Origin of the sequence: Streptomyces orinoci, assembly GCF_003121295.1 — a bacterium.
Taxonomy (GTDB): Bacteria; Actinomycetota; Actinomycetes; order Streptomycetales; family Streptomycetaceae; genus Streptomyces; species Streptomyces orinoci.
In genome coordinates this window covers 1,132,845-1,152,501 of sequence record NZ_PHNC01000029.1, presented here as the reverse complement: position 1 = coordinate 1,152,501, position 19,657 = coordinate 1,132,845, and the positions used below count along the sequence as shown (strand labels likewise).

Below are 19,657 nucleotides of genomic sequence, written 5' to 3'. Positions count from 1 at the left end.
TACGCTGGGGGTATGAGTACCGCTCCCGAACCGGCGCCGCGCCGGGATCCCGCCACAGCGCTGGTCTTCGACGATCCGCTGGACCGGCAGTCCTCGGACGACCGGGACGAGGGGTGGGGCGAGCGGGCCCCCGCCGGGGGCGATCTTGCGTGGTTCCTTGAGCAGAAGCCGCCGCATCACCTGTAGGGGTGCGCCTACGGCAGGTGGGGGCGGGCGTGCGTTGGCGGCCGACCGTCAGGGGCGCCCCTTCAGGGGCGCGGGGAACTGCGCGACCAGCCACAGACGGCCCGCATGTGACAAGTGACCGACGGTATGGGGCCGCTCTGGAGAACGGCACCCGGCGACCGGCCCGCCAACCGCCTACCGCGGCGCGGGCACCGATGAATCCGTGCTGCCCGACGGGCCTCGGCGCTGCTCGAGGAGGGCGTCCCGGATCTGGGCGAGGAGCTCCCGCTCCGTGGGCTCGGCCGGCTTCTCCTCGGCAGAGGAGCGGGCCGCCTGGCGGTCCTGCCAGCGCTTCATCGGCAGCAGCATCAGGAAGTAGACCACCGCCGCCGTGATCAGGAAGGTGAGCGAGGCGCTGAGCACCGCGCCCCACTGGATGAAGACGCCCTTGGTGACCTCGCCCGCCGCGTTCTTGGTGCAGGGGCCCTTGAGGCAGGAGGCGTAGCGGTCCAGGTCCTTGGTGCCGAAGGCGCCGACGATCGGGTTGATCACGCCCTTCACCACGGAGTTCACGATGTTGGTGAAGGCCGCTCCGATGACCACGGCGACCGCGAGGTCGATCACATTGCCCCGCATCAGGAATGCCTTGAAGCCGCCAAGGATTCCTGTTGTCTTCTCGCTCACCGAAGGGCCTCTCTCTGTGCTCGCCTGACGCACCTGTCCTGGAATGGTCGATTCCACACCATACGAGAGGGCCTGGGCGCTCTGTCCAATCCATCGCCGTGCTCAGCGCCGTGCTCAGCCGAGATGGCCGGAGATCAGCAGGCAGCCGTACAGCGAGAGCGTTCCCGCCGCGGCCAGCAACCACGCCGCCGCTCCGTCGCACCGGCGCCCGCCGACGCGCACCGGGGCGAACCGCGGCACCGTACGCGTGGGCGGCGGGACATGGGGCGGAAGCGGCGGGACGGTTCGTACCGCGGGTACGGGAGGAGCCGGTACGGGAGGAGCCGCTTCCGGCGAGGAGGGGAAAGGGGGCATGGCGGCCACCACCTGTCGGCTGGTAGGGAGTTGGCGGAGCGCTCGGTGGAACGCTCCTCACCATGCCCGCTTTCCACGGATCCCGCTGGAGCCTGTGGACGGTGCGCGGGTTGTGAACAGCCCGCTCACCCCTGGGAGTTAGGGAAGGGCGTGGGCGGGCACACAGAGGCAGTCCCGCTCCTCGGTGGCCGGCAGCGCGCCCACCGCGTCGAAGAGCACCTCGCGCAGCCGGGAGACGTTCTCCGCGAAGACCTTCAGCACTTCCTCATGGGTGACGCCCTCGCCCGTCTCGGCGCCCGCGTCCAGGTCCGTGACCAGGGCCATGGAGGTGTAGCAGAGCCCCAGTTCGCGGGCCAGCACGGCCTCGGGGTGCCCGGTCATACCGACCACCGACCAGCCCTGGGCGGCATGCCAGCGGGACTCGGCGCGGGTGGAGAAGCGCGGCCCCTCGATCACCACCATGGTCCCGCCGTCCACCGGCTCCCAGCCCCGGCCGCGCGCCGCCGCCAGCGCCACCGCGCGCCCGGTGGGGCAGTAGGGGTCGGCGAAGGCCAGGTGCACCACCTCGGGGACCCGGCCGTCCGGGCCGATGGGCTCACCGTCGAAGTAGGTCTGGACCCGGGACCTGGTGCGGTCCACCAGCTGGTCCGGCACCAGCAGCGTCCCCGGCCCGTACTCCGGCCGCAGGCCGCCCACCGCACAGGGGCCCAGCACCTGGCGGACGCCCAGCGAACGCAGCGCCCAGAGGTTGGCCCGGTAGTTGATGCGGTGCGGCGGAAGGTGGTGCTTGCGCCCATGGCGGGGCAGGAAGGCCACCTTGCGTCCGGCCAGTTCGCCGAGGAACAGCGAGTCGCTGGGATCCCCGTAGGGCGTCCGTACGGTGATCTCGGTCACATCATCGAGGAAGGAGTAGAACCCCGATCCGCCGATGACCCCTATCTCAGCCTGTGTGCCGAGCGCGTCGGCCATGCTCGTGTCCACCATGCGATCACCCTAGCCGGGCCGGACCGGACCCGTATGGACACAAGGAGCCCACGGCCTGCGCGGGCAGGCGGTGGGCTCCATCGCGCGAGATGCACGAAAAGGGTGCGATATGGGTGAGTGTGAGCTCGTCAGGCGGCCGTCGAGGTGCTCGCCGACGAAGAGGACGACGAGGACGCCGAGGACGACGCGGACGAGGAAGTGGACGACGACGGCTTCGAGGACGAGGCCGGCGTGCTGCTGGACGACGAGCCGCGGCTGTCGTTGCGGTAGAAGCCGGAGCCCTTGAAGACGATGCCGACCGCGGAGAAAACCTTCTTCAGGCGTCCGTCACAGCTCGGGCACACGGTCAGGGCGTCATCGGTGAACTTCTGCACCGCCTCGAGGCCCTCGCCGCATTCGGTGCACTGGTACTGGTAAGTCGGCACTTGCTCCTCCTGGCACTCTCACTCAATGAGTGCTAACGACGCTCCATAGTGCAGTATTCCGCTCCGTCAGTCCACTGAGACGGGGTCTCGGTGACCGACTCCACGCTGGGCGACGACCGTGCCGCCGCCCACCGGAGTGAGCCGCTTGCGCAGCGTCAGCAGAACCAGCAGGGCCAGCGCGGTACCGCCCAGCGGCACCAGGAAGCCGGTGTGGGCGCTGAACTTGTCCACCAGCCGCCCGGCCACCGTGGACCCGGCCGCCTGGCCCAGGCCCACCGCACCGGTCAGCCAGGTGAACGCCTCCGTCCGGGCGTTCGCCGGAACCAGGGACTCCACCAGGGTGTAGCCGTTGATCAGCGAGGGGGCGATGCACAGGCCCACCAGCAGCCCCAGGCCGCCCAGCAGCGGCACCGACTGCACCGACCACAGCGGGGTGGTGGCCAGGGTCAGCAGCGGGTAGGCGAACAGCAGCCGGCGCTGCGGGGCGCTGCGCCAGGCAACGGTGCCGCAGACGATGCCCGCGCCCATGTTCCCGGCCGCGAATGCGCCATAGAGCAGGCCGTTGATGCCCGGCTGACCGATGGACTCGGTGAAGGCGGTCAGCGACATCTGCATACCGCCGAAGACCGAGCCAATGCCCAGGAAGACGCAGATCAGCACCCGCACACCCGGCACCGAGAGCGCGGAGGCGCCCTTCTCCCGGGTGCCGGCGACGCCGCCGGGCTGCGGCTGGGTGCCCCGCTGGGCGGCGAACAGCAGGCCGCCGACCAGGGTGAGCACGGCCTCGGCGACCAGGCCCGCGGAGGGGTGGACGCCGGTGCACAGGGCGGTGGCCAGCACCGGGCCGATCACAAAGGTGAACTCGTCGGTGACCGATTCAAAGGCCGCCGAGGTGCCCATCAGCGGGGTGCCGGTCAGCTTGGCCGCCCAGCGGGCCCGCACCATGGGGCCGATCTGCGGGGTGGACGCACCGGCCGGCACCGCCGCCGCGAACAGCGCCCACAGCGGGGCGCCGGACAGCGCCAGGCTGATCAGCAGCGAGATCGCCGCGGCATGGATGATCACGCCGGGGATCAGCACCGCGGCCTGCCCGAAGCGGTCCGCGAGCTTGCCGCCCTGCGGGGCGAACAGCGCCATGGAGACGCCCGCGGTCGCCGAGACGGCGCCCGCGGTGGTGTACGAGCCGGTGGTGTGCTGCACCAGCAGCAGGATGCCGATGGTCAGCATCGCAAAGGGCTGCCGGGCCAGGAAGCCGGGGAGCAGGAACGTCCAGGCGCCGCGGGTGCGCAGCAGCTGTCCGTACCCGGGGCGTGCCCCGGAGTCGTCGTGGACCGTGGTCGCCACGGCCGGGCCTTTCCGCCACCTGGTAGCACGCCCCGGACGAAGGGTCGCCAACGGAGCGCGCCGAGAGCTGTCCTCTCGCGCAGGACCGTGGTAGATACCGATCCGGCCGCCTTGTGTTACGCGGCCACGGCCGCCGTGCGGTCGCGCCAGCCCTGCATCAGGCAGAGTTGGTTCGGATTTGGGGTCGAGCAAAGGGTCAGAAAAAAGCGGTCCCCGCACCACCGGGCCGAGACCCGGCAGAGCAGTGGTCCGCACTGCCGGGCCGAGACCCGGCAATGCGAACAAAAGACCTACTTCTTCCTTACCATACCTGCCGCACCACGGTCACCAGTAGTCCCCAGCCATCCCGCCAGCTTGCCGCCCTCGGCGACTGCCCGCAGCCGCTTCTCGGCCGCGTCCCGCACCGGGTCGGTGGCCACCACCAGCAGTTCGTCCCCGCGCCGCAGCACCGTGGACGGCAGCGGGACAAAGCTGGCTCCCTCGCGCACCACCAGGGTGACCGCCGATCCGGCGGGCAGCCGCAGCTCGGAGACCTCCACCCCATGCATCCGGGAGCCGGGCGGGATGGCCACCGACAGCAGATGGCCGCGCAGCCGTTCCAGCGGCGCCGACTCGATGCCCAGGTCCTCGGCCTCCGCCTCGCCCAGCCGCAGCCGCCGGGCCAGCCAGGGCAGGGTCGGGCCCTGGACCAGGGTGTAGACGATCACCAGGACAAAGACGATATTGAAGATCCGGCGGCTGTCCGGGACCCCGGCCACCATGGGGATGGTCGCCAGCACAATGGGCACCGCGCCGCGCAGCCCCGCCCAGGACAGCAGCACCTTCTCCGCCCAGGGGGTGCGGAACGGGGCGGTGCTCACCAGGACCGACACCGGCCGGGCCACCATCGTCAGCACCAGGCCCACAAACAGCGCGGGGAGGAAGTCGGCGCCCAGCTCATGCGGGGTGACCAGCAGGCCGAGCAGGACGAACATCCCGATCTGGGCGATCCAGCCGAGCCCCTCGGCGAAGCCTCGGGTGGCCGCCCAGTGCGGCAGCTTGGCGTTGCCCAGTATCAGTGCCGCCAGATAGACGGCCAGGAAGCCGGAGCCATGGGCCAGCGCGCCGCCCGCATAGGCGATGGTGGCGATGGCCATTACCGCGATGGGATAGAGGCCGGAGGCGGGCAATGCCACATGGCGCATGGCATAGGCGCCCAGCAGGCCGATGGCGATGCCCACGGCGGCGCCGATGGCCAGTTCCAGGGCGATCCTGCCCAGCAGCAGATACCAGTGATCGACCGGTCCGGCGGCCGAGAAGGCCACCACCAGGATCACCACGGGGGCGTCATTGAAGCCGGACTCGGCTTCCAGCACACCGGTGAGACGGGCCGGCAGCGGGACATTGCGCAGGACGGAGAAGACGGCGGCCGCGTCGGTGGAGGAGACCACCGCACCGATGATCAGTGACTGGCGCCAGTCGATGCCCGCCAGATAGTGCGCGGCCGAGGCGGTGACGCCGACGCTCACGGCCACGCCGACAGTGGAAAGGACGGCGGCGGCGGGCAGGGCCGGTCTGATCTCGTGCCACTTGGTGCCCAGGCCGCCCTCGGCCAGGATCACCACCAGGGCCGCATAACCGATGACCTGCGTCAGGCCCACGTCATTGAAGTGGACGCCGATGCCGTCCTGGCCTATCGCTACGCCGATGCCCAGATAGACGAGCAGGCTGGGCAGCCCGCTGCGGGAGGAGATGCGCACCGCGGCGACCGCTACCAGCAGCACCAGCGAGCACACCAGCAGGAGTTCATTGAGGTGGTGGACAGTCAGGGGCCGCTCCCATCACTAGCTGTGTGGACCAGAACTTGATTTCCTCATCTAATATTTTACGGGTTCTTAACGCGGTTCGGGGCGGACGCTGTCCGGTCCGGGGCGCTGCGGCCACTCCGCGTCGGGCCGCCGGCCGCCCTGCGCCTATGGTTGCTTCCAGCACTCCAGGACCACCCTGCCCCGCGAAGGACAGCGATGCCCGCCAACAAGACCGGCCCTTCCGGCAAAAAGAAGAAGGGGCGACGCGCCCGCCTGCTCGTGATCACCCTTGTGCTGCTGCTCGTGGCGGGCGTCGGATACGGCGCGTACTGGAGCGTCAGCACCGTCCGCGCCTCCTTCCCGCAGACCACCGGCACCCTTCAGCTCAAGGGGCTGTCCGGCCAGGTCAAGGTGGTCCGGGACGGCAATGGCATTCCGCAGGTCTACGCGGACAACGCCGAGGACCTCTTCCGCGCCCAGGGCTTTGTCCAGGCGCAGGACCGGTTCTGGGAGATGGACGTCCGCCGGCATCTGACGGCCGGCCGGCTCTCCGAGATGTTCGGTGACAGCCAGGTGGAGACGGACGCCTTTGTACGGACCCTGGGCTGGCGCCGGGTGGCCCAGCAGGAGTACGACACCAAGCTGTCGGCCACCACCAAGAAGTACCTCCAGGCCTACTCGGACGGCGTCAACGCCTACCTCAAGGACCATCAGGGCAAGTCGCTGTCGGTGGAGTACGCGGTCCTGAAGTTCCAGAACGACTACAAGCCGGAGCAGTGGACCCCGGTGGACTCGGTGGCCTGGCTCAAGGCCATGGCCTGGGACCTGCGTTCCAATATGCGCGACGAGATCGACCGCTCGCTGGCGGCGACCCGGCTGAGCGCCAAGCAGATCGACGAGCTGTACCCGCCGTACCCCTACGACCGCAACAAGCCGATCGTGGAGGGCGGTTCCTATGACCCGCTGACCAAGACCTTCGACCCCAAGGGCACCCCGTCCGAGACCCCGCGGATCCCGGGCACCGGCATCACGACGGGCGGCTCCAACGCCGCCAATGGGCTGCGCAATGGGCTGTCCTCGCTGTCCAGGACGCTGGATCAGGTCCCGGCGCTGCTGGGCCCCAATGGCAATGGCATCGGCTCCAACTCCTGGGTGGTGTCCGGCAAGTACACCGCCACCGGTAAGCCGCTGCTGGCCAACGACCCGCATCTGGCACCGCAGATGCCCTCGCTCTGGTACCAGATGGGGCTGCACTGCACCAAGGTCAGCGCCTCCTGCCCCTATGACGTGGCGGGTTACACCTTCTCCGGCATGCCGGGCGTGGTGATCGGCCACAATGCCGATATCGCCTGGGGCATGACCAATCTGGGTGCGGATGTGTCCGATCTCTATCTGGAGAAGGTCACTTCGGACACCTACCTCTTTGACGGCAAGCAACTGCCGCTCCAGACCCGCAAGGAGACCGTCAAGGTCGCCGGCGGTGCCACCCGCGAGTTCACCATCCGTTCCACCAACAATGGGCCGATCGTCTCGGACCGCAATGACGAGCTGGGCAAGGTGGGCCAGGACGCACCGGTGAAGGACCCGGCGCCGGACCGGGCCGAGGGCTATGCGGTGTCGCTGCGCTGGACCGCCCTGGAGCCGGGCCGCACCATGGACGCGGTCTTCGCCCTGGACCAGGCCACCGACTTCCAGGAATTCCGCAAGGCCGCGGGCGAGTTCGACGTTCCCTCGCAGAACCTGATCTACGCGGACACCAAGGGCAATATCGGCTACCAGGCGCCGGGCCGGATCCCGGTGCGCGGCAAGGGCAGCGACGGCAGTCTCCCGGCGGCCGGCTGGGACCCCAGCACCCGCTGGAAGGACTACCTGCCGCAGTCCGCGCTGCCCTGGGAGTACAACCCGTCGCGCGGTTATATCGTCACCGCCAACCAGGCCGTGGTGGGCAAGGACTACCCGTTCAAGCTGACCGGCGACTGGGGCTATGGCACCCGCAGCCAGCGGATAAACGATCTGATCCAGTCCAAGATCAAGGACGGCGGGAAGATCTCGACGGACGACATGCAGAAGATGCAGATGGACAACAGCAGCGAGATCGGCAAGCTGCTGACGCCCTACCTGCTCAAGGTCAAGGTCAAGGCCGCCAATGAGCGCGAGACCCAGTACGTCCGGGACGCGCAGAAGCTGCTGAAGGACTGGGACTACAACCAGGACGCCGACTCGCCCGCGGCCGCGTACTTCAACGCGGTCTGGCGCAATGTCCTCAAGCTGGCCTTCGGCAACAAGCTGCCCAAGGAGCTGCGGGTCAAGGGCCAGTGCCTGCGGGTCCGCCCGGCCAATGACTCCGGGCCGCAGGAGGACCTCAACGGCAACACCCGGCTGGTCACCGAGTGCGGCGAGCGGGACCCGGACTCGGCGCAGCCGGACGGCGGCGACCGCTGGTTCGAGGTGGTGCGCAATATCCTCGACAAGCCGGACAGCCCGTGGTGGAAGACCAATGGCACCCGTGCCAACCCGGGCGCCACCAACCGGGACGAACTGCTCAACAAGGCCATGCAGGACGCCCGTTGGGAGCTGACCGCCAAGCTGGGCAAGGACGTCAACTCCTGGAGCTGGGGCCGGCTGCACCAGCTGACCCTGCGCAACCAGACGCTGGGCACCAAGGGCCCCGCCATTGTGCGCTGGCTGCTCAACCGCGGCCCGTGGAACCTGGCGGGCGGCGAGGCCGCCGTCAACGCGGCCGGCTGGAACGCGGCGGGCGGCTATGGCGTGGTCTGGGTGCCGTCCATGCGGATGGTGGTCAACCTGGGCGATCTGGACAAGTCCCGGTGGATAAACCTCACCGGCGCCTCCGGGCACGCCTATAACGCCCACTACTACGACCAGACGGACAAGTGGGCCAAGGGCGAGCTGCTGCCCTGGGCGTTCAGCGCGGACGCGGTGAACAAGGCGGGGGACGACACGCTGACGCTGAAGCCTTAGGGCTCCGCCGTCGGGCGAGGTGCTACGACTGCGGGCCGTCGGTGGCCGGTCGCGCAGTTCCCCGCGCCCCTTGGGGGCGCCGGAACCGGCGCAGGCCGTCGGGGGTGATCACCGCGTGGACGGGGTGGTCGTGGGGTTCCCGGGGAACCCGCGCGACCACCTCGTTCGCATAGAGCAGGACGATCAGCGCCGGATCGGTCCCCGCCCGCGCCAGCCGGGCCAGCACCCGGTCGTAGGAGCCGCCGCCGCGCCCCAGCCGCAGGCCCTGGCCGTCCACCGCCAGGCCCGGCAGCAGCACCGCGTCCGCCTCCGTCACCGCTTTTGGGCCCAGCCGCTCGCCGTCCGGCTCCAGCAGACCGCGGCCGGCCGGCCGCAGCTGCTCCGGGCCCCGGTAGCGGGCCCAGTCCAGGTCGTTGTCGGGGAGCAGCACCGGCAGCAGGACGCGCACGCCCCGGGTGCGCAGCGCTTCCAGCAGCGCCCGGGTGCCCGGCTCGCTGCCCACCGACACATAGCCGGCCACGGTGCCCGCCCCGGTCAGCTCCGGCAGGCCAAGCGCGTGCCGGGCCAGGTCACGCTCCGCCACCGCCCGCTGCTCTGCGTTCAGCGCGGCCCGTGCGGCCAGCAGGGAGCGCCGCAGTTCCGCCTTGGCGCCGGCCATCAAGCCCTCCCGATCATCAATTGTTCGTACAAACTCATTTTCGGGGGCCATACTCGGTGAAGCCGTATCTTCGCCCTTACGCAACGGATAGTGTTCGACCCATGACTCAAGCGCGCCCCCGGATCAGCAAGGCTGTCATCCCCGCCGCCGGGCTCGGAACCCGTTTTCTCCCCGCCACCAAGGCCACTCCCAAGGAGATGCTGCCGGTGGTGGACAAGCCGGCCATCCAGTATGTGGTGGAAGAGGCGGTCAACGCGGGTCTGTCTGACGTCCTCATGATCACCGGCCGTAACAAGCGCCCCCTTGAGGACCACTTCGACCGCAACTACGAGCTGGAAGAGGCCCTGCGGCGCAAGGGCGACGAGTCCCGCCTCTCCCGCGTCCAGGAGTCCAGCAACCTGGGCACCATCCACTATGTGCGCCAGGGCGACCCCCGGGGCCTGGGTCATGCCATCCTGTGCGCCGCCCCGCATGTGGGCAATGAGCCCTTCGCGGTGCTGCTGGGCGACGACCTGATCGACGCCCGGGACCCCCTGCTCTCCCGCATGGTGGACATCCAGCGGCTGCGCGGCGGCAGCGTGATCGCGCTGATGGAGGTCGATCCCTCCCAGGTCCATCTCTATGGCTGCGCGGCCTTCAAGCCCACCGACATCGAGGATGTGGTGGAGGTCACCGGCCTGGTGGAGAAGCCCGACCCGGCCGAGGCGCCCAGCAACTACGCGGTGATCGGCCGCTATGTGCTGGACCCGGCCGTCTTCGAGGTGCTGCGTGAGACGCCGCCCGGCCGCGGCGGCGAGATCCAGCTGACCGACGCCCTTCAGGCGCTGGCCGCCGAACCCGGCCTGGGCGGCCCGGTGCACGGCCTGGTGTTCAAGGGCCGCCGCTATGACACCGGGGACCGCGGCGACTATCTGCGGGCCATTGTCAGACTGGCATGCGAACGCGAGGATCTGGGCCCGGACTTCCGCGCCTGGCTTCGCAGTTACGTCACCGAGGAGATGTAGCGCTTTGAGCAGCACCGCCCAAGATGCCATCGAGCGGCCGCAGTTGTGGTCGGTGGACGAGCATCTCGACGACATCCTGCGGAAGATCCGCCCGCTGGAGCCGATCGAGCTGCAACTCCTGGACGCCCAGGGGTGTGTGCTGGTCGAGGACGTCATCGTGCCCGCCCCGCTGCCGCCCTTCGACAACAGCTCCATGGATGGCTTCGCGGTGCGCACCGCCGATGTCCGGGACGCCACCGAGGAGTTCCCGGCGGTGCTCACCGTGGCCGGTGATGTGGCGGCGGGCGGCGCGCGCCCGTCCGCCCTGGAGCCCGGCGAGGCCGCCCGGATCATGACCGGGGCCCCGCTGCCGCCCGGAGCGGAGGCCGTGGTTCCGGTGGAGTGGACCGACGGTGGGCTGGGCGGGGGGCCGGTGGACGCCATGCCCGCCGCGGGTGCTGCCGAGGTCCGGGTGTTCCGCCCGGTCAAGGCCCGGGAGCATGTACGGGCCAAGGGCAGCGATGTGGGCGCCGGGGAGCTGGCGCTGGCCGCCGGCACCATCCTGGGCCCGCCCCAGCTGGGGCTGCTGGCGGCCATCGGCCGGGCCACCGTACCGGTGCGGCCCCGGCCCAGGGTGGTGGTGCTCTCCACCGGCAGCGAGCTGGTCCCGCCCGGCGAGGAGCTGCCGCCCGGCCGGATCCATGACTCCAACAGCTTTGTGCTGACCGCCTGCGCCCGGGACGCCGGAGCCCAGCCCTACCGGGCGGGCACCGTGCACGACGACCCGGAGACGCTGCGCGCCACCCTGGAGGACCAGCTGATCCGCGCCGACCTGGTGGTCACCAGCGGCGGGGTGAGCGTGGGGGCGTATGACGTGGTCAAGGAGGCGCTCTCGGAGCTCACCGAGGAGGAGGGCCGGGTGGAGTTCCGCCGGCTGGCCATGCAGCCCGGCAAGCCGCAGGGCTTCGGCCGGATCGGCCCGGACCGAGTGCCGCTGTTCGCCCTGCCCGGCAACCCGGTCAGCGCCTATGTCTCCTTCGAGCTCTTCGTCCGTCCCGCGGTACGGGCCCTGATGGGGCTGGAACCCCAGGACCGGCGCACCGTACGCGCCCGGTGCGCCGAGGCGATCGGCTCCTCGCCCGGGGGCCGCCGTCAGTATCTGCGCGGACGGTATGCCGAGGGCACCGTCACCGCCGTGGGCGGTCCGGGATCGCACCTGGTCAAGGCGCTGGCCGAGGCCAACGCCCTGATCGTGGTCCCGGAGGAGGTCACCTCCGTCCCGGCCGGGACGGAGGTCGAGGTGATCCTGCTCGGCTGACCGCCCGCGGCGCCGGGTACGGTGTCTGCCCACTGCTGACCGCACTGGACCGGGAGAACGATGAGCAGCGCCCAGGACCGGCCCGTCCGCCTCACCCATCTCGATGACGCGGGCGCGGCGCGCATGGTGGACGTCTCGGAGAAGGACATCACCGCCCGCACCGCCCGGGCCAGTGGACGGGTGCTGGTGGCCCCCCGGGTGGTGGAGCTGCTGCGCGGCGGCGGCATCCCCAAGGGCGACGCCCTGGCCACCGCCCGTATCGCGGGCATCATGGGAGCCAAGCGCACCCCCGACCTCATCCCGCTCTGCCATCCCCTGGATGTCTCCGGTGTCCGGGTGGACCTCGGGGTGACCGACGACGCCGTGGAGATCACCGCCACCGTGAAGACCACCGGCCGCACCGGAGTGGAGATGGAGGCCCTGACCGCGGTCTCGGTCGCCGCCCTGACGGTGGTGGACATGGTCAAGGCGGTGGACAAGGCCGCAGTGATCACCGACATCCGGGTCGAGGAGAAGACCGGCGGCAAGTCCGGCTCCTGGAGCCGGTCATGAGGGCGCTGGTGGTCACCGCCTCCAACCGGGCCGCCGCCGGGGTCTACCCGGACCGCGGCGGCCCGCTGCTGGCCGAGGGCCTGGCCGCGCTGGGCTTCACCGTGGACGGCCCCCGGGTGGTCCCGGACGGGGACCCGGTGGAGGCGGCCCTGCGGGAGGCGGTGGCGGCCGGGTACGACGCGGTGGTCACCACCGGCGGTACCGGCCTGACCCCCTCCGACCGCACTCCGGAGGCCACCGCGAAGGTGCTGGACTACCAGGTGCCCGGCATCGCCGAGGCCATCCGGGCCGAGGGCCTGCCCAAGGTGCCCACCGCCGCGCTCTCCCGGGGCCTGGCCGGGGTCGCCGGGCGCACCCTGATCGTCAATCTGCCCGGCTCCACCGGCGGCGTCCGGGACGGCCTGGCCGTGCTGGGGCGGCTGCTGGTGCACGCGGTGGAGCAGCTGCACGGCGGTGACCACCCCAGACCGGACGCCCGGACCACCGCATGAGCCTGTGGCCGGTCCAGCTGGCGGACGGGGATGTGGCCCTGCGTCCCATCCGGCAGCGCGACCAGCGCACCTGGCGGGAGGTCAACCGGCGCAACCGCGACTGGCTGCGCCCCTGGGAGGCCACCGTGCCGCCCCCGCCGCCCGGCGCGCTGCCCGCCCGGCGGCCCAGCTACCGGCAGATGGTCCGGCATCTGCGCGCCGAGGCCCATGCGGGCCGGATGCTGCCCTTTGTGATCGAGTACCAGGGCCGGCTGGTGGGCCAGCTCACCGTGGCCGGGATCACCTGGGGCTCGATGTGCTCGGCCCATATCGGCTACTGGGTGGACCAGGAGGTGGCGGGCCGCGGGGTGATGCCCACCGCCGTGGCGCTGGTCACCGACTACTGCTTCGGCACCCTGGGCCTGCACCGGCTGGAGGTCTGCATTCGCCCCGAGAACCTGCCCAGCCGCCGGGTGGTGGAGAAACTCGGCTTCCGCGAGGAGGGGCTGCGGCCGCGTTATCTGCACATCGACGGCGCCTGGCGGGATCACCTGGTGTACGCGCTGACGGCGGACGAGATGACCGAGGGACTGCTCTCCCGCTGGCACCGTGCCCAGCGGCACCGATCCGAGAAATAAAATAAATGTTCGAATTCGATCGGCTCCGATCCCGGAAATCACAAAAAAAGTTCGAGATATCAGCCGGTTCGTGCGACACACCGCGCCAATTGGCGGAATCCCTTGCGCGCGCCCCTCTACCGTGTGCCTGTGAGCAGCAGCGGCCTGATCTACGCAGTCATCGTCGGAGCCTGGGCCGCCTACTTGGTGCCGATGTGGCTCCGTAGGCAGGACGAGCTCAACGAAGCCCGTCCGACGGAACGCTTCAGCACCGCCATCCGGTTGTTGTCCGGACGGGCGGGCATGGAGCGCCGGTACGCCAAGGAACTCGAGGGGCGCACCCGGGCCGATGCGCCCGTACCCGCGGAGGCCGCCGAGCCGGAGCCGCGTCCGGCCGAACCCGAGACGGTCGCCGAGCCGGCCCCCGTCCGGCCGCCCGCCGCGCACGCCCCCGGTCACGCACCGACCCCGGCCGAGCGGGCCCGGCGCTCCAAGGTCCTCGCCCGCCGCCGGCGCACCACGGTGGTGCTGTTCCTGGCCTTCACCCTGGGCGCGGTGGTCGCCGGCGTGGGTGGCCTGGAGTTCCTGTGGGCTCCCGCCGGACCTGCGCTGCTGCTGAGCGCCTATATCTGCTATCTGCGGGTCCAGGAGCGGCGGCGGTTCGCCTTTGTAATGGACCAGCGCCGGGCCGAACTGGCCGCGCAGCGGCTGCGGGAGGGCCGGCCCCGCCCTTCACCGGCGGTGGACGCGGGCGAGACCGCTGACACCGCCGTGCACCCGGCCCCCACCCCCGAGCCCTCGCCGCGCAGCGCCGACCGGCGGGCCCTGGTGGAGCAGACCGACCACGCCGAGTGGGTGGACCAGCAGCGCGACCGGGACGCGGGCGACGGCTGGGAGCCGGTGCCGGTGCCGCTGCCGACCTATGTCACCGCCCCGGTGGCCCCCCGGGCCACCGATGGCGTGGACCTCGGCGCCGCCGACACCTGGAGCTCGGCCCGCTCCAGCACCGCCGAGCCCGCCGCCGACCGCCGCCCGGCCCCCGAGGAGCGCCGTGGGGTACGCCCCCGCCGCCGTTCCCGGGACCGCGGCCGTACTCCGCTGTTCGACCAGTACGCCGAGGACGGCAGCCGCCCGCGTGCGGCCAATGAGTGACGCTCGCTGCGCTGACCAGCGACGGGGTGGCAGAGGAGCGATTTCCAACCATCCCTGTGGGGGTGCTAGAGTTTCACTCGTTGCAAGGGCCTGTGGCGCAGTCCGGTAGCGCACCTCGTTCGCATCGAGGGGGTCAGGGGTTCAAATCCCCTCAGGTCCACCAGCAACGATCCCGTCCGATCGCTTCGATCGGGCGGGATCTTTTTATTTGACCGGCCGTCAGGCGCCGGGGTGAGCGGCAAAGCTCCTGACGGGGCGCCAGAGCCGGCTATCCCGCCCGGGACGGGGCCGGGGCGCCCAGGGCCGCGCAGATGGCGGTGGTCAGGGTGTCCAGATAGTCCGGGGGCAGCGCGGCGCGGCCCATGACCAGGCGCCAGTAGAGGGGGCCGCTGGCCAGATCCACGGCCAGGGTGACATCGGCGTCCGGCGGGAGCTCGCCGCGGGTGACGGCCTTGTGGACCACCGCTTCGGCCATGGCCTGCTGGGAGTCGCGCAGGGCGGTGCGCAGCGCCTGGGCGATGTCGTCATTGCGGGCGGCCTCGGCCAGCAGATCGGGGATGATCTGGTGGGCCACCGGGTGCCGCATGATCCGGGCGATCGCCTTGAGCAGGGCCTTGATGTCGCCATGCAGGGTGCCGGTGTCGGGAGCGGGCACGCCCTGTTCGGCGAGGGCCGAGACCAGGTCCAGGACGATGGGCAGCTTGGAGGGCCAGCGGCGGTAGATGGCGGCCTTGCCCACGCCCGCCCGCCGGGCGACCCGCTCTATCGACAGCCGGCCGTAGCCGACGGTGGCGAGTTCCTCGAAGACGGCGGCGCGGATCGCGTCGGTGACCTCCGGGCGCAGCACCGCGGCGCCCGCGGGGGTGCGGCGCGGCTTGGCCGGCTCCTTGTCCCCGGGCTTCTTGTCCAAGGGCTCCTTTGGCGCCGGCTCCTTCTGCACTGACTCCTTCTCCATGCGCCCGAGCCTACCGCGAGGACGGAACGGTTGCGTTCCGACGCGCGAGTGTTCTAGCGTGGCGCTCACGGAACGGTCCCGTTCCGTCGTGTCGATCGAGAGCTGAGAGTGCGCAGGTGACCGTAGAGACGCCCGCCGCCGAGCTGGCCGCCGAGTACGGCCTGTCGGTCAGCGGCGCCCGGCCTTCGCTGCCGGATTACGCCCGGCAGCTATGGGCCCGGCGGCACTTCATCCTGGCCTTCTCCCGGGCCAAGCTGACCGCCCAGTACAGCCAGGCCAAGCTGGGACAGGTCTGGCAGGTGGCCACCCCGCTGCTGAACGCGGCGGTGTACTACCTCATCTTCGGTCTGCTGCTGGACAGCAAGCGCCATGTGGGAGACGGCACCCCCAAGGCGTTCATTCCGTTCCTGGTGACCGGGGTCTTTGTCTTTACCTTCACCCAGAGTTCGGCGATGGCCGGCGTCCGGGCGATATCCGGGAATCTGGGGCTGGTGCGCGCATTGCACTTCCCGCGGGCGGCGCTGCCGGTCTCCTTCGCCCTCCAGCAGCTCCAGCAGCTGCTGTATTCCATGGTGGTGCTGCTGGCCATCATGGTGGGCTGCGGCCATATACCGCGGCTTTCCTGGCTGTTGGTGATTCCGGTGCTGGTCTGCCAGTTCCTCTTCAATACCGGACTGGCCATGGTGCTGGCCCGCCTGGGCAGCAAGACCCCCGACCTGGCACAGCTGCTGCCCTTTATCCTGCGCACCTGGATGTATCTGTCCGGCGTGATGTATCCGCTGATCAACAACCTCAAGCGGATGCATGCCTCGCCCATGGTGGTGGACCTGGTCAGCGCCAACCCCGCCGCCGTCTATATCGACCTGATGCGTTTCTCCCTGATGGGGCATGTCAAGGGTGCTCCGCTGCCGCACCATGTCTGGCTGCTGGCCATTGGCTGGGCGGTCGTCCTGGGCATCGGCGGTTTCATTTACTTCTGGAAGGCTGAGGAGCAGTACGGCCGTGGCTGAGCAGAAGCAGAACGAGCGCATTCCCACCGTGATCGCGGACGATGTGCACATCGTCTACCGGGTGCATGGTGGCAGTACCGGGCGGGGCAGTGCCACCGCCGCCCTCAACCGCATCATCCGCCGCAAGCCGGGTGCGGGCGTCCGTGAGGTGCATGCCGTCAAGGGTGTGAGCTTCACCGCCTACCGGGGCGAGGCGATCGGTCTGATCGGCTCCAATGGGTCCGGGAAATCAACGCTGTTGAAGGCGATCGCGGGGCTGCTGCCCACCGAGCGCGGCAAGGTCTACACCGATGGCCAGCCCTCGCTGCTGGGGGTCAACGCGGCGATGATGAACGACCTCACCGGCGAGAAGAACGTCCTGCTGGGCGGTCTGGCGATGGGCATGTCCCGGGAGCAGGTCCGCGCCCGCTACCAGGAGATCGTGGACTTCTCCGGGATCAATGAGAAGGGTGACTTCATCACCCTGCCGATGCGGACGTACTCCTCGGGCATGGCGGCCCGGCTGCGGTTTTCCATCGCCGCCGCCAAGGACCATGACGTCCTGATGATCGACGAGGCGCTGGCCACCGGCGACCGGGCGTTTCAGAAGCGCTCGGAGGAACGGGTGCGCCAACTGCGCGAGCAGGCGGGCACGGTGTTCCTGGTCAGTCATAACAACCGCTCCATCAGGGATACCTGCAACCGGGTGCTGTGGCTGGAACGCGGTGAGCTGATGATGGACGGGCCCACCGAGGAAGTGGTTTCGGCCTATGAGAAGGAGACGGCTCGCTGAGTGCCGGTGTTAGCCTCGGGCGTGCTCAACAACGTCCTTGTCTGTCCGGTCTGTGGCGAAGAACTGCTGCTTGCCGACCGCTCGCTGCGCTGCGCCAACCGCCACACCTTCGATATGGCCCGGCAGGGGTATGCGGGGCTGCTCACCGGCGGAATGCGGGCGGGCAGCGCGGACACCGCGGAGATGGTGCGGTCCCGGGCCGCCTTTCTGGGGGCGGGGCACTACGCACCACTGGCCCGCGCGGTGGCCGGGGCGGTGGCGGAGTGCTGTCCGCCGGACGGCACCCTGCTGGACGCCGGGGCGGGCACCGGCTACTACCTGGCCACGGCCCTGGAGGCGGTGCCCGGGGCCCGCGGACTGGCGCTGGACGTCTCCAAGTTCGCCCTGCGGCAGGCGGCCCGGGCGCACCCCCGGGTGAGCGCGGCCACCTGGGACGTCTGGCGGCCGCTGCCGGTGCGTTCCGGCTCGGTTGATGTGGTGCTCAATGTCTTCGCGCCCCGTAATGGCCCGGAGTTCCACCGGGTGCTGCGGCCCGGCGGGGCGCTGGTGGTACTGACGCCGACACCGGGTCATCTGGCCGAACTACGCGGCGCCGCCGGGCTGCTGACGGTGGATGAGGCCAAGGAGGAGCGGCTGCGGCGCTCCCTGGGCGACCGGTTCCGGCCGGAGAGCGAGCAACGGGTGGAGTTCCGCGCCACGTTGGGCGCCGAGGACGTAGCGAACCTGGTGCTGATGGGGCCGAGTGCGCACCATGTGGATCCTGATGAACTGCGGCGGCGCACCGAGCGGTTGACGGTTCCCTTCCCCGTGACGGTCTCCTGCCGGATCACGGTGTTCCGGGCGGCGTGACCCACGGCGTGTTCTACGGCGCGATCCATGGTGTGACCTAGATCATCGTTTGGGCGGCGGTGCGGCGTTCCCGCCCCGTGGCAGGATCATGCGGATCGTTACCTGCGAGTAATCGCAAGGTGCCCGCTCAGTGCGGCCGGAACGGGGGCCGGCGCACCTCCTGCCCTATGAGGAACCCACTTGCGCACGTCCCAAAGGAACGTACTCATACCGGCGTTGACCATCGCCTCCCTGGCGCTGGCCGGCTGCTCGTCGTCCGGCTCCGCCCAGTCCGCCGCCAAGGACGGCGGCCGGACGCCGTCCTCCTCCGCCCCGGCCGACGAGCCCCAGCTGGCGGTCGCCGCGGCCCCGGCCGGTGCCGTGGTGCCAAGTGCGGTGGCGCACCAGGCCGATGACGCCTCCGCCTCCTCCGGTGCGTCCGCCGCGGCACCGCAGGCCCATAAGTCCTCGCTCAAGGTTGCCTCCTATGACCGGCGCAGCGGCCGGGCCGTCATCGCCGATGGAAGCCAGGAGGGCAAGAAGGCCAAGCCCTCCGCCAAGCCGCCGGTGGCGGTCGGCGATGTATTCGCCAGCGCACCGGCGCCGGGGGCGCCCAATGGTGTGCTGGCCAAGGTCACCAAGGTGGGGCGCAAGACCGAGCACGGGACCGAGGTCGGCACCGCCCCGGCCAACCTCAATGCGCTGCTGGGCGAGGCCAACGCGGCCGGCAAGGCGGCCGTGGACCCCTCGGCGGTCAAGGTGCAGCCGCTGGTCAGCGGGGTGAAGGTGTCCTGGGCCAAGCGTGGTGACCTGCACTTCGGCCCGCAGGGCGCACAGCTGCCGATGGGCAATCTGCGGCTGGATGTCAGCACCGGGCTGAGCACGCCCGAGGGCGCGCCCGCCTCGGCCTCCGCCACGGTGGCGGGCTTTGTCCAGCTGGCGCCGGAGGTGGACTTCTCATATGACGGCCGGGGTACGGGCGGCCGGGCACCCGGCACGGCCTCGCTGGCGCTCAAGGGCGACTGGGCCTCGCAGTGGGAGCTGAAGGGCCAGGCGTCGGTCTCCAAGCCGCTGCGGATTCCCTTCGCCAAGCTGCACGCCACGCCGGTGATCAATGTGGGGCCGGTGCCGGTGGTGGTCAACACGGATCTGACCTGCTACCTCCAGGTGGAGGCGGACGGAAAGGTCAGTGTGGACGTCAAGCAGGACGTCAAGGGCGACTTCAAGGTCGGCGGCTCCTACAGCCGGACCGCCGGATGGCAGCCGGTCAATGAGTCGAAGATGAGCGGCTCGCCCATCAAGGCCAGTGCGTCGGGTGAGGGCAAGGTCAAGGCTTCGCTGGGGGCGGAGGCGGAGATCGGGCTTTACGGGACCGTTGGGGTCAGCGGCGAGATCTCGCCCTATCTGCGGGCCGAGGGGGATGTGTCGATCAACAGTGACTCCCGTAAGCCCACCGGGAAGTGGGGCGCGTACGGAGGCATCGACGTCAACGGTGCGCTGCAGTTGAAGCTGGCGATCTTCGGGACGCCGCTGTTCGAGCGGAAGCTGGCGCTTCCGGGGATCCACAAGGAGTGGTTCTTGGCGGGGAGCCGGCGCGCGTAGCGGGTGGGCATGCCC

The 19,657-nt window shown here is 70.4% G+C and carries 20 protein-coding genes and 1 tRNA gene; 13 read left to right on the top strand and 8 right to left on the bottom strand.

Annotated elements, in window-relative coordinates:
• Positions 1–12 precede the first annotated feature (12 nt).
• On the top strand, positions 13–186 hold the full coding sequence (locus CV755_RS35180; RefSeq protein WP_164503302.1) for a hypothetical protein: 174 nt from the start codon (positions 13–15) through the stop codon (positions 184–186).
• A gap of 174 nt (positions 187–360) precedes the next feature.
• On the opposite strand, the gene mscL is transcribed toward CV755_RS35180, so the two are convergent.
• From mscL to CV755_RS19935, 6 genes are all read right to left on the bottom strand, one after another.
• The gene (gene mscL, locus CV755_RS19955; protein ID WP_109281552.1) at positions 361–849 is read right to left on the bottom strand and encodes a large conductance mechanosensitive channel protein MscL; all 489 of its coding nucleotides are present in this window, start codon (positions 847–849) and stop codon (positions 361–363) included.
• 114 nt (positions 850–963) lie between these two features.
• Positions 964–1,203 (bottom strand): hypothetical protein, encoded by a 240-nt coding sequence (locus CV755_RS34285; protein ID WP_153068711.1) that lies wholly within the window; start codon positions 1,201–1,203, stop codon positions 964–966.
• A 138-nt stretch (positions 1,204–1,341) separates the two neighbouring features.
• Positions 1,342–2,187: an S-methyl-5'-thioadenosine phosphorylase gene (locus CV755_RS19950; RefSeq protein WP_422070571.1), complete on the bottom strand. Its 846-nt coding sequence runs from the start codon at positions 2,185–2,187 to the stop codon at positions 1,342–1,344.
• Between the two features lie 128 nt (positions 2,188–2,315).
• Positions 2,316–2,612 carry an FmdB family zinc ribbon protein gene (locus CV755_RS19945; RefSeq protein ID WP_109281551.1) on the bottom strand — a complete coding sequence of 99 codons (297 nt, stop codon included), beginning with the start codon at positions 2,610–2,612 and terminating at the stop codon, positions 2,316–2,318.
• Between the two features lie 66 nt (positions 2,613–2,678).
• Positions 2,679–3,956, bottom strand: a complete 1,278-nt coding sequence (locus CV755_RS19940) for an MFS transporter (RefSeq protein WP_109281550.1) — start codon at positions 3,954–3,956, stop codon at positions 2,679–2,681.
• A 290-nt stretch (positions 3,957–4,246) separates the two neighbouring features.
• Positions 4,247–5,764, bottom strand: a complete 1,518-nt coding sequence (locus tag CV755_RS19935) for a potassium/proton antiporter (protein WP_109281549.1) — start codon at positions 5,762–5,764, stop codon at positions 4,247–4,249.
• Positions 5,765–5,959: 195 nt separating this feature from the next.
• On the opposite strand from CV755_RS19935, the gene CV755_RS19930 reads away from it, so the two are divergent.
• Positions 5,960–8,725: a penicillin acylase family protein gene (locus CV755_RS19930; RefSeq protein ID WP_109281548.1), complete on the top strand. Its 2,766-nt coding sequence runs from the start codon at positions 5,960–5,962 to the stop codon at positions 8,723–8,725.
• Positions 8,726–8,747: 22 nt separating this feature from the next.
• Here CV755_RS19930 and CV755_RS19925 read toward each other — a convergent pair whose 3' ends face one another.
• The gene (locus CV755_RS19925) at positions 8,748–9,383 is read right to left on the bottom strand and encodes a 5-formyltetrahydrofolate cyclo-ligase (protein WP_193553433.1); all 636 of its coding nucleotides are present in this window, start codon (positions 9,381–9,383) and stop codon (positions 8,748–8,750) included.
• Positions 9,384–9,484: 101 nt separating this feature from the next.
• On the opposite strand from CV755_RS19925, the gene galU reads away from it, so the two are divergent.
• The 7 genes from galU (at position 9,485) to CV755_RS19890 (ending at position 14,638) form a co-directional block, all read left to right on the top strand.
• A complete protein-coding gene (galU, locus tag CV755_RS19920) occupies positions 9,485–10,387 on the top strand; it encodes a UTP--glucose-1-phosphate uridylyltransferase GalU (RefSeq protein WP_109281546.1) in 903 nt (300 codons plus the stop codon).
• 4 nt (positions 10,388–10,391) lie between these two features.
• Positions 10,392–11,684: a molybdotransferase-like divisome protein Glp gene (gene glp, locus CV755_RS19915; protein WP_109281545.1), complete on the top strand. Its 1,293-nt coding sequence runs from the start codon at positions 10,392–10,394 to the stop codon at positions 11,682–11,684.
• 60 nt (positions 11,685–11,744) lie between these two features.
• Positions 11,745–12,236 (top strand): cyclic pyranopterin monophosphate synthase MoaC, encoded by a 492-nt coding sequence (gene moaC / locus CV755_RS19910; RefSeq protein ID WP_109281544.1) that lies wholly within the window; start codon positions 11,745–11,747, stop codon positions 12,234–12,236.
• Complete coding sequence (locus CV755_RS19905; protein ID WP_109281543.1) at positions 12,233–12,727, top strand: MogA/MoaB family molybdenum cofactor biosynthesis protein; 495 nt, start codon at positions 12,233–12,235, stop codon at positions 12,725–12,727. Before moaC ends, CV755_RS19905 begins: the two co-directional genes overlap by 4 nt.
• Positions 12,724–13,344 carry a GNAT family N-acetyltransferase gene (locus CV755_RS19900; protein WP_109281542.1) on the top strand — a complete coding sequence of 207 codons (621 nt, stop codon included), beginning with the start codon at positions 12,724–12,726 and terminating at the stop codon, positions 13,342–13,344. The genes CV755_RS19905 and CV755_RS19900 overlap by 4 nt, the downstream gene beginning before the upstream one ends.
• A gap of 129 nt (positions 13,345–13,473) precedes the next feature.
• Entirely contained in the window at positions 13,474–14,475 is a 1,002-nt protein-coding gene (gene sepX / locus CV755_RS19895; RefSeq protein WP_109281541.1) for a divisome protein SepX/GlpR, read from the top strand.
• Between the two features lie 86 nt (positions 14,476–14,561).
• Positions 14,562–14,638 (top strand) — tRNA-Ala (locus CV755_RS19890).
• A gap of 105 nt (positions 14,639–14,743) precedes the next feature.
• Here CV755_RS19890 and CV755_RS19885 read toward each other — a convergent pair.
• Positions 14,744–15,430 (bottom strand): TetR/AcrR family transcriptional regulator, encoded by a 687-nt coding sequence (locus CV755_RS19885; RefSeq protein WP_109281540.1) that lies wholly within the window; start codon positions 15,428–15,430, stop codon positions 14,744–14,746.
• Between the two features lie 116 nt (positions 15,431–15,546).
• On the opposite strand from CV755_RS19885, the gene CV755_RS19880 reads away from it, so the two are divergent.
• From CV755_RS19880 to CV755_RS19865, 4 genes are all read left to right on the top strand, one after another.
• Positions 15,547–16,440: an ABC transporter permease gene (locus CV755_RS19880; protein WP_109281539.1), complete on the top strand. Its 894-nt coding sequence runs from the start codon at positions 15,547–15,549 to the stop codon at positions 16,438–16,440.
• Positions 16,433–17,212 (top strand): ABC transporter ATP-binding protein, encoded by a 780-nt coding sequence (locus tag CV755_RS19875; protein WP_109279872.1) that lies wholly within the window; start codon positions 16,433–16,435, stop codon positions 17,210–17,212. The genes CV755_RS19880 and CV755_RS19875 overlap by 8 nt, the downstream gene beginning before the upstream one ends.
• Before the next feature lie 21 nt (positions 17,213–17,233).
• Entirely contained in the window at positions 17,234–18,061 is an 828-nt protein-coding gene (locus CV755_RS19870; RefSeq protein ID WP_422070581.1) for a putative RNA methyltransferase, read from the top strand.
• Between the two features lie 180 nt (positions 18,062–18,241).
• On the top strand, positions 18,242–19,642 hold the full coding sequence (locus CV755_RS19865; RefSeq protein ID WP_109281538.1) for a hypothetical protein: 1,401 nt from the start codon (positions 18,242–18,244) through the stop codon (positions 19,640–19,642).
• The last annotated feature ends 15 nt before the right edge of the window (positions 19,643–19,657 follow it).

Bases quoted from the DNA above. Each gene is read 5' to 3' on its own strand.
- moaC (WP_109281544.1), top strand. From the start codon at position 11,745: ATGAGCAGCGCCCAGGACCGGCCCGTCCGCCTCACCCATCTCGATGAC.
- CV755_RS19930 (WP_109281548.1), top strand. From the start codon at position 5,960: ATGCCCGCCAACAAGACCGGCCCTTCCGGCAAAAAGAAGAAGGGGCGA.
- CV755_RS19905 (WP_109281543.1), top strand. From the start codon at position 12,233: ATGAGGGCGCTGGTGGTCACCGCCTCCAACCGGGCCGCCGCCGGGGTC.
- CV755_RS34285 (WP_153068711.1), bottom strand. From the start codon at position 1,203: ATGCCCCCTTTCCCCTCCTCGCCGGAAGCGGCTCCTCCCGTACCGGCT.
- CV755_RS19925 (WP_193553433.1), bottom strand. From the start codon at position 9,383: ATGGCCGGCGCCAAGGCGGAACTGCGGCGCTCCCTGCTGGCCGCACGG.
- CV755_RS19950 (WP_422070571.1), bottom strand. From the start codon at position 2,187: ATGGTGGACACGAGCATGGCCGACGCGCTCGGCACACAGGCTGAGATA.
- galU (WP_109281546.1), top strand. From the start codon at position 9,485: ATGACTCAAGCGCGCCCCCGGATCAGCAAGGCTGTCATCCCCGCCGCC.
- CV755_RS19885 (WP_109281540.1), bottom strand. From the start codon at position 15,430: ATGGAGAAGGAGTCAGTGCAGAAGGAGCCGGCGCCAAAGGAGCCCTTG.
- CV755_RS35180 (WP_164503302.1), top strand. From the start codon at position 13: ATGAGTACCGCTCCCGAACCGGCGCCGCGCCGGGATCCCGCCACAGCG.
- CV755_RS19900 (WP_109281542.1), top strand. From the start codon at position 12,724: ATGAGCCTGTGGCCGGTCCAGCTGGCGGACGGGGATGTGGCCCTGCGT.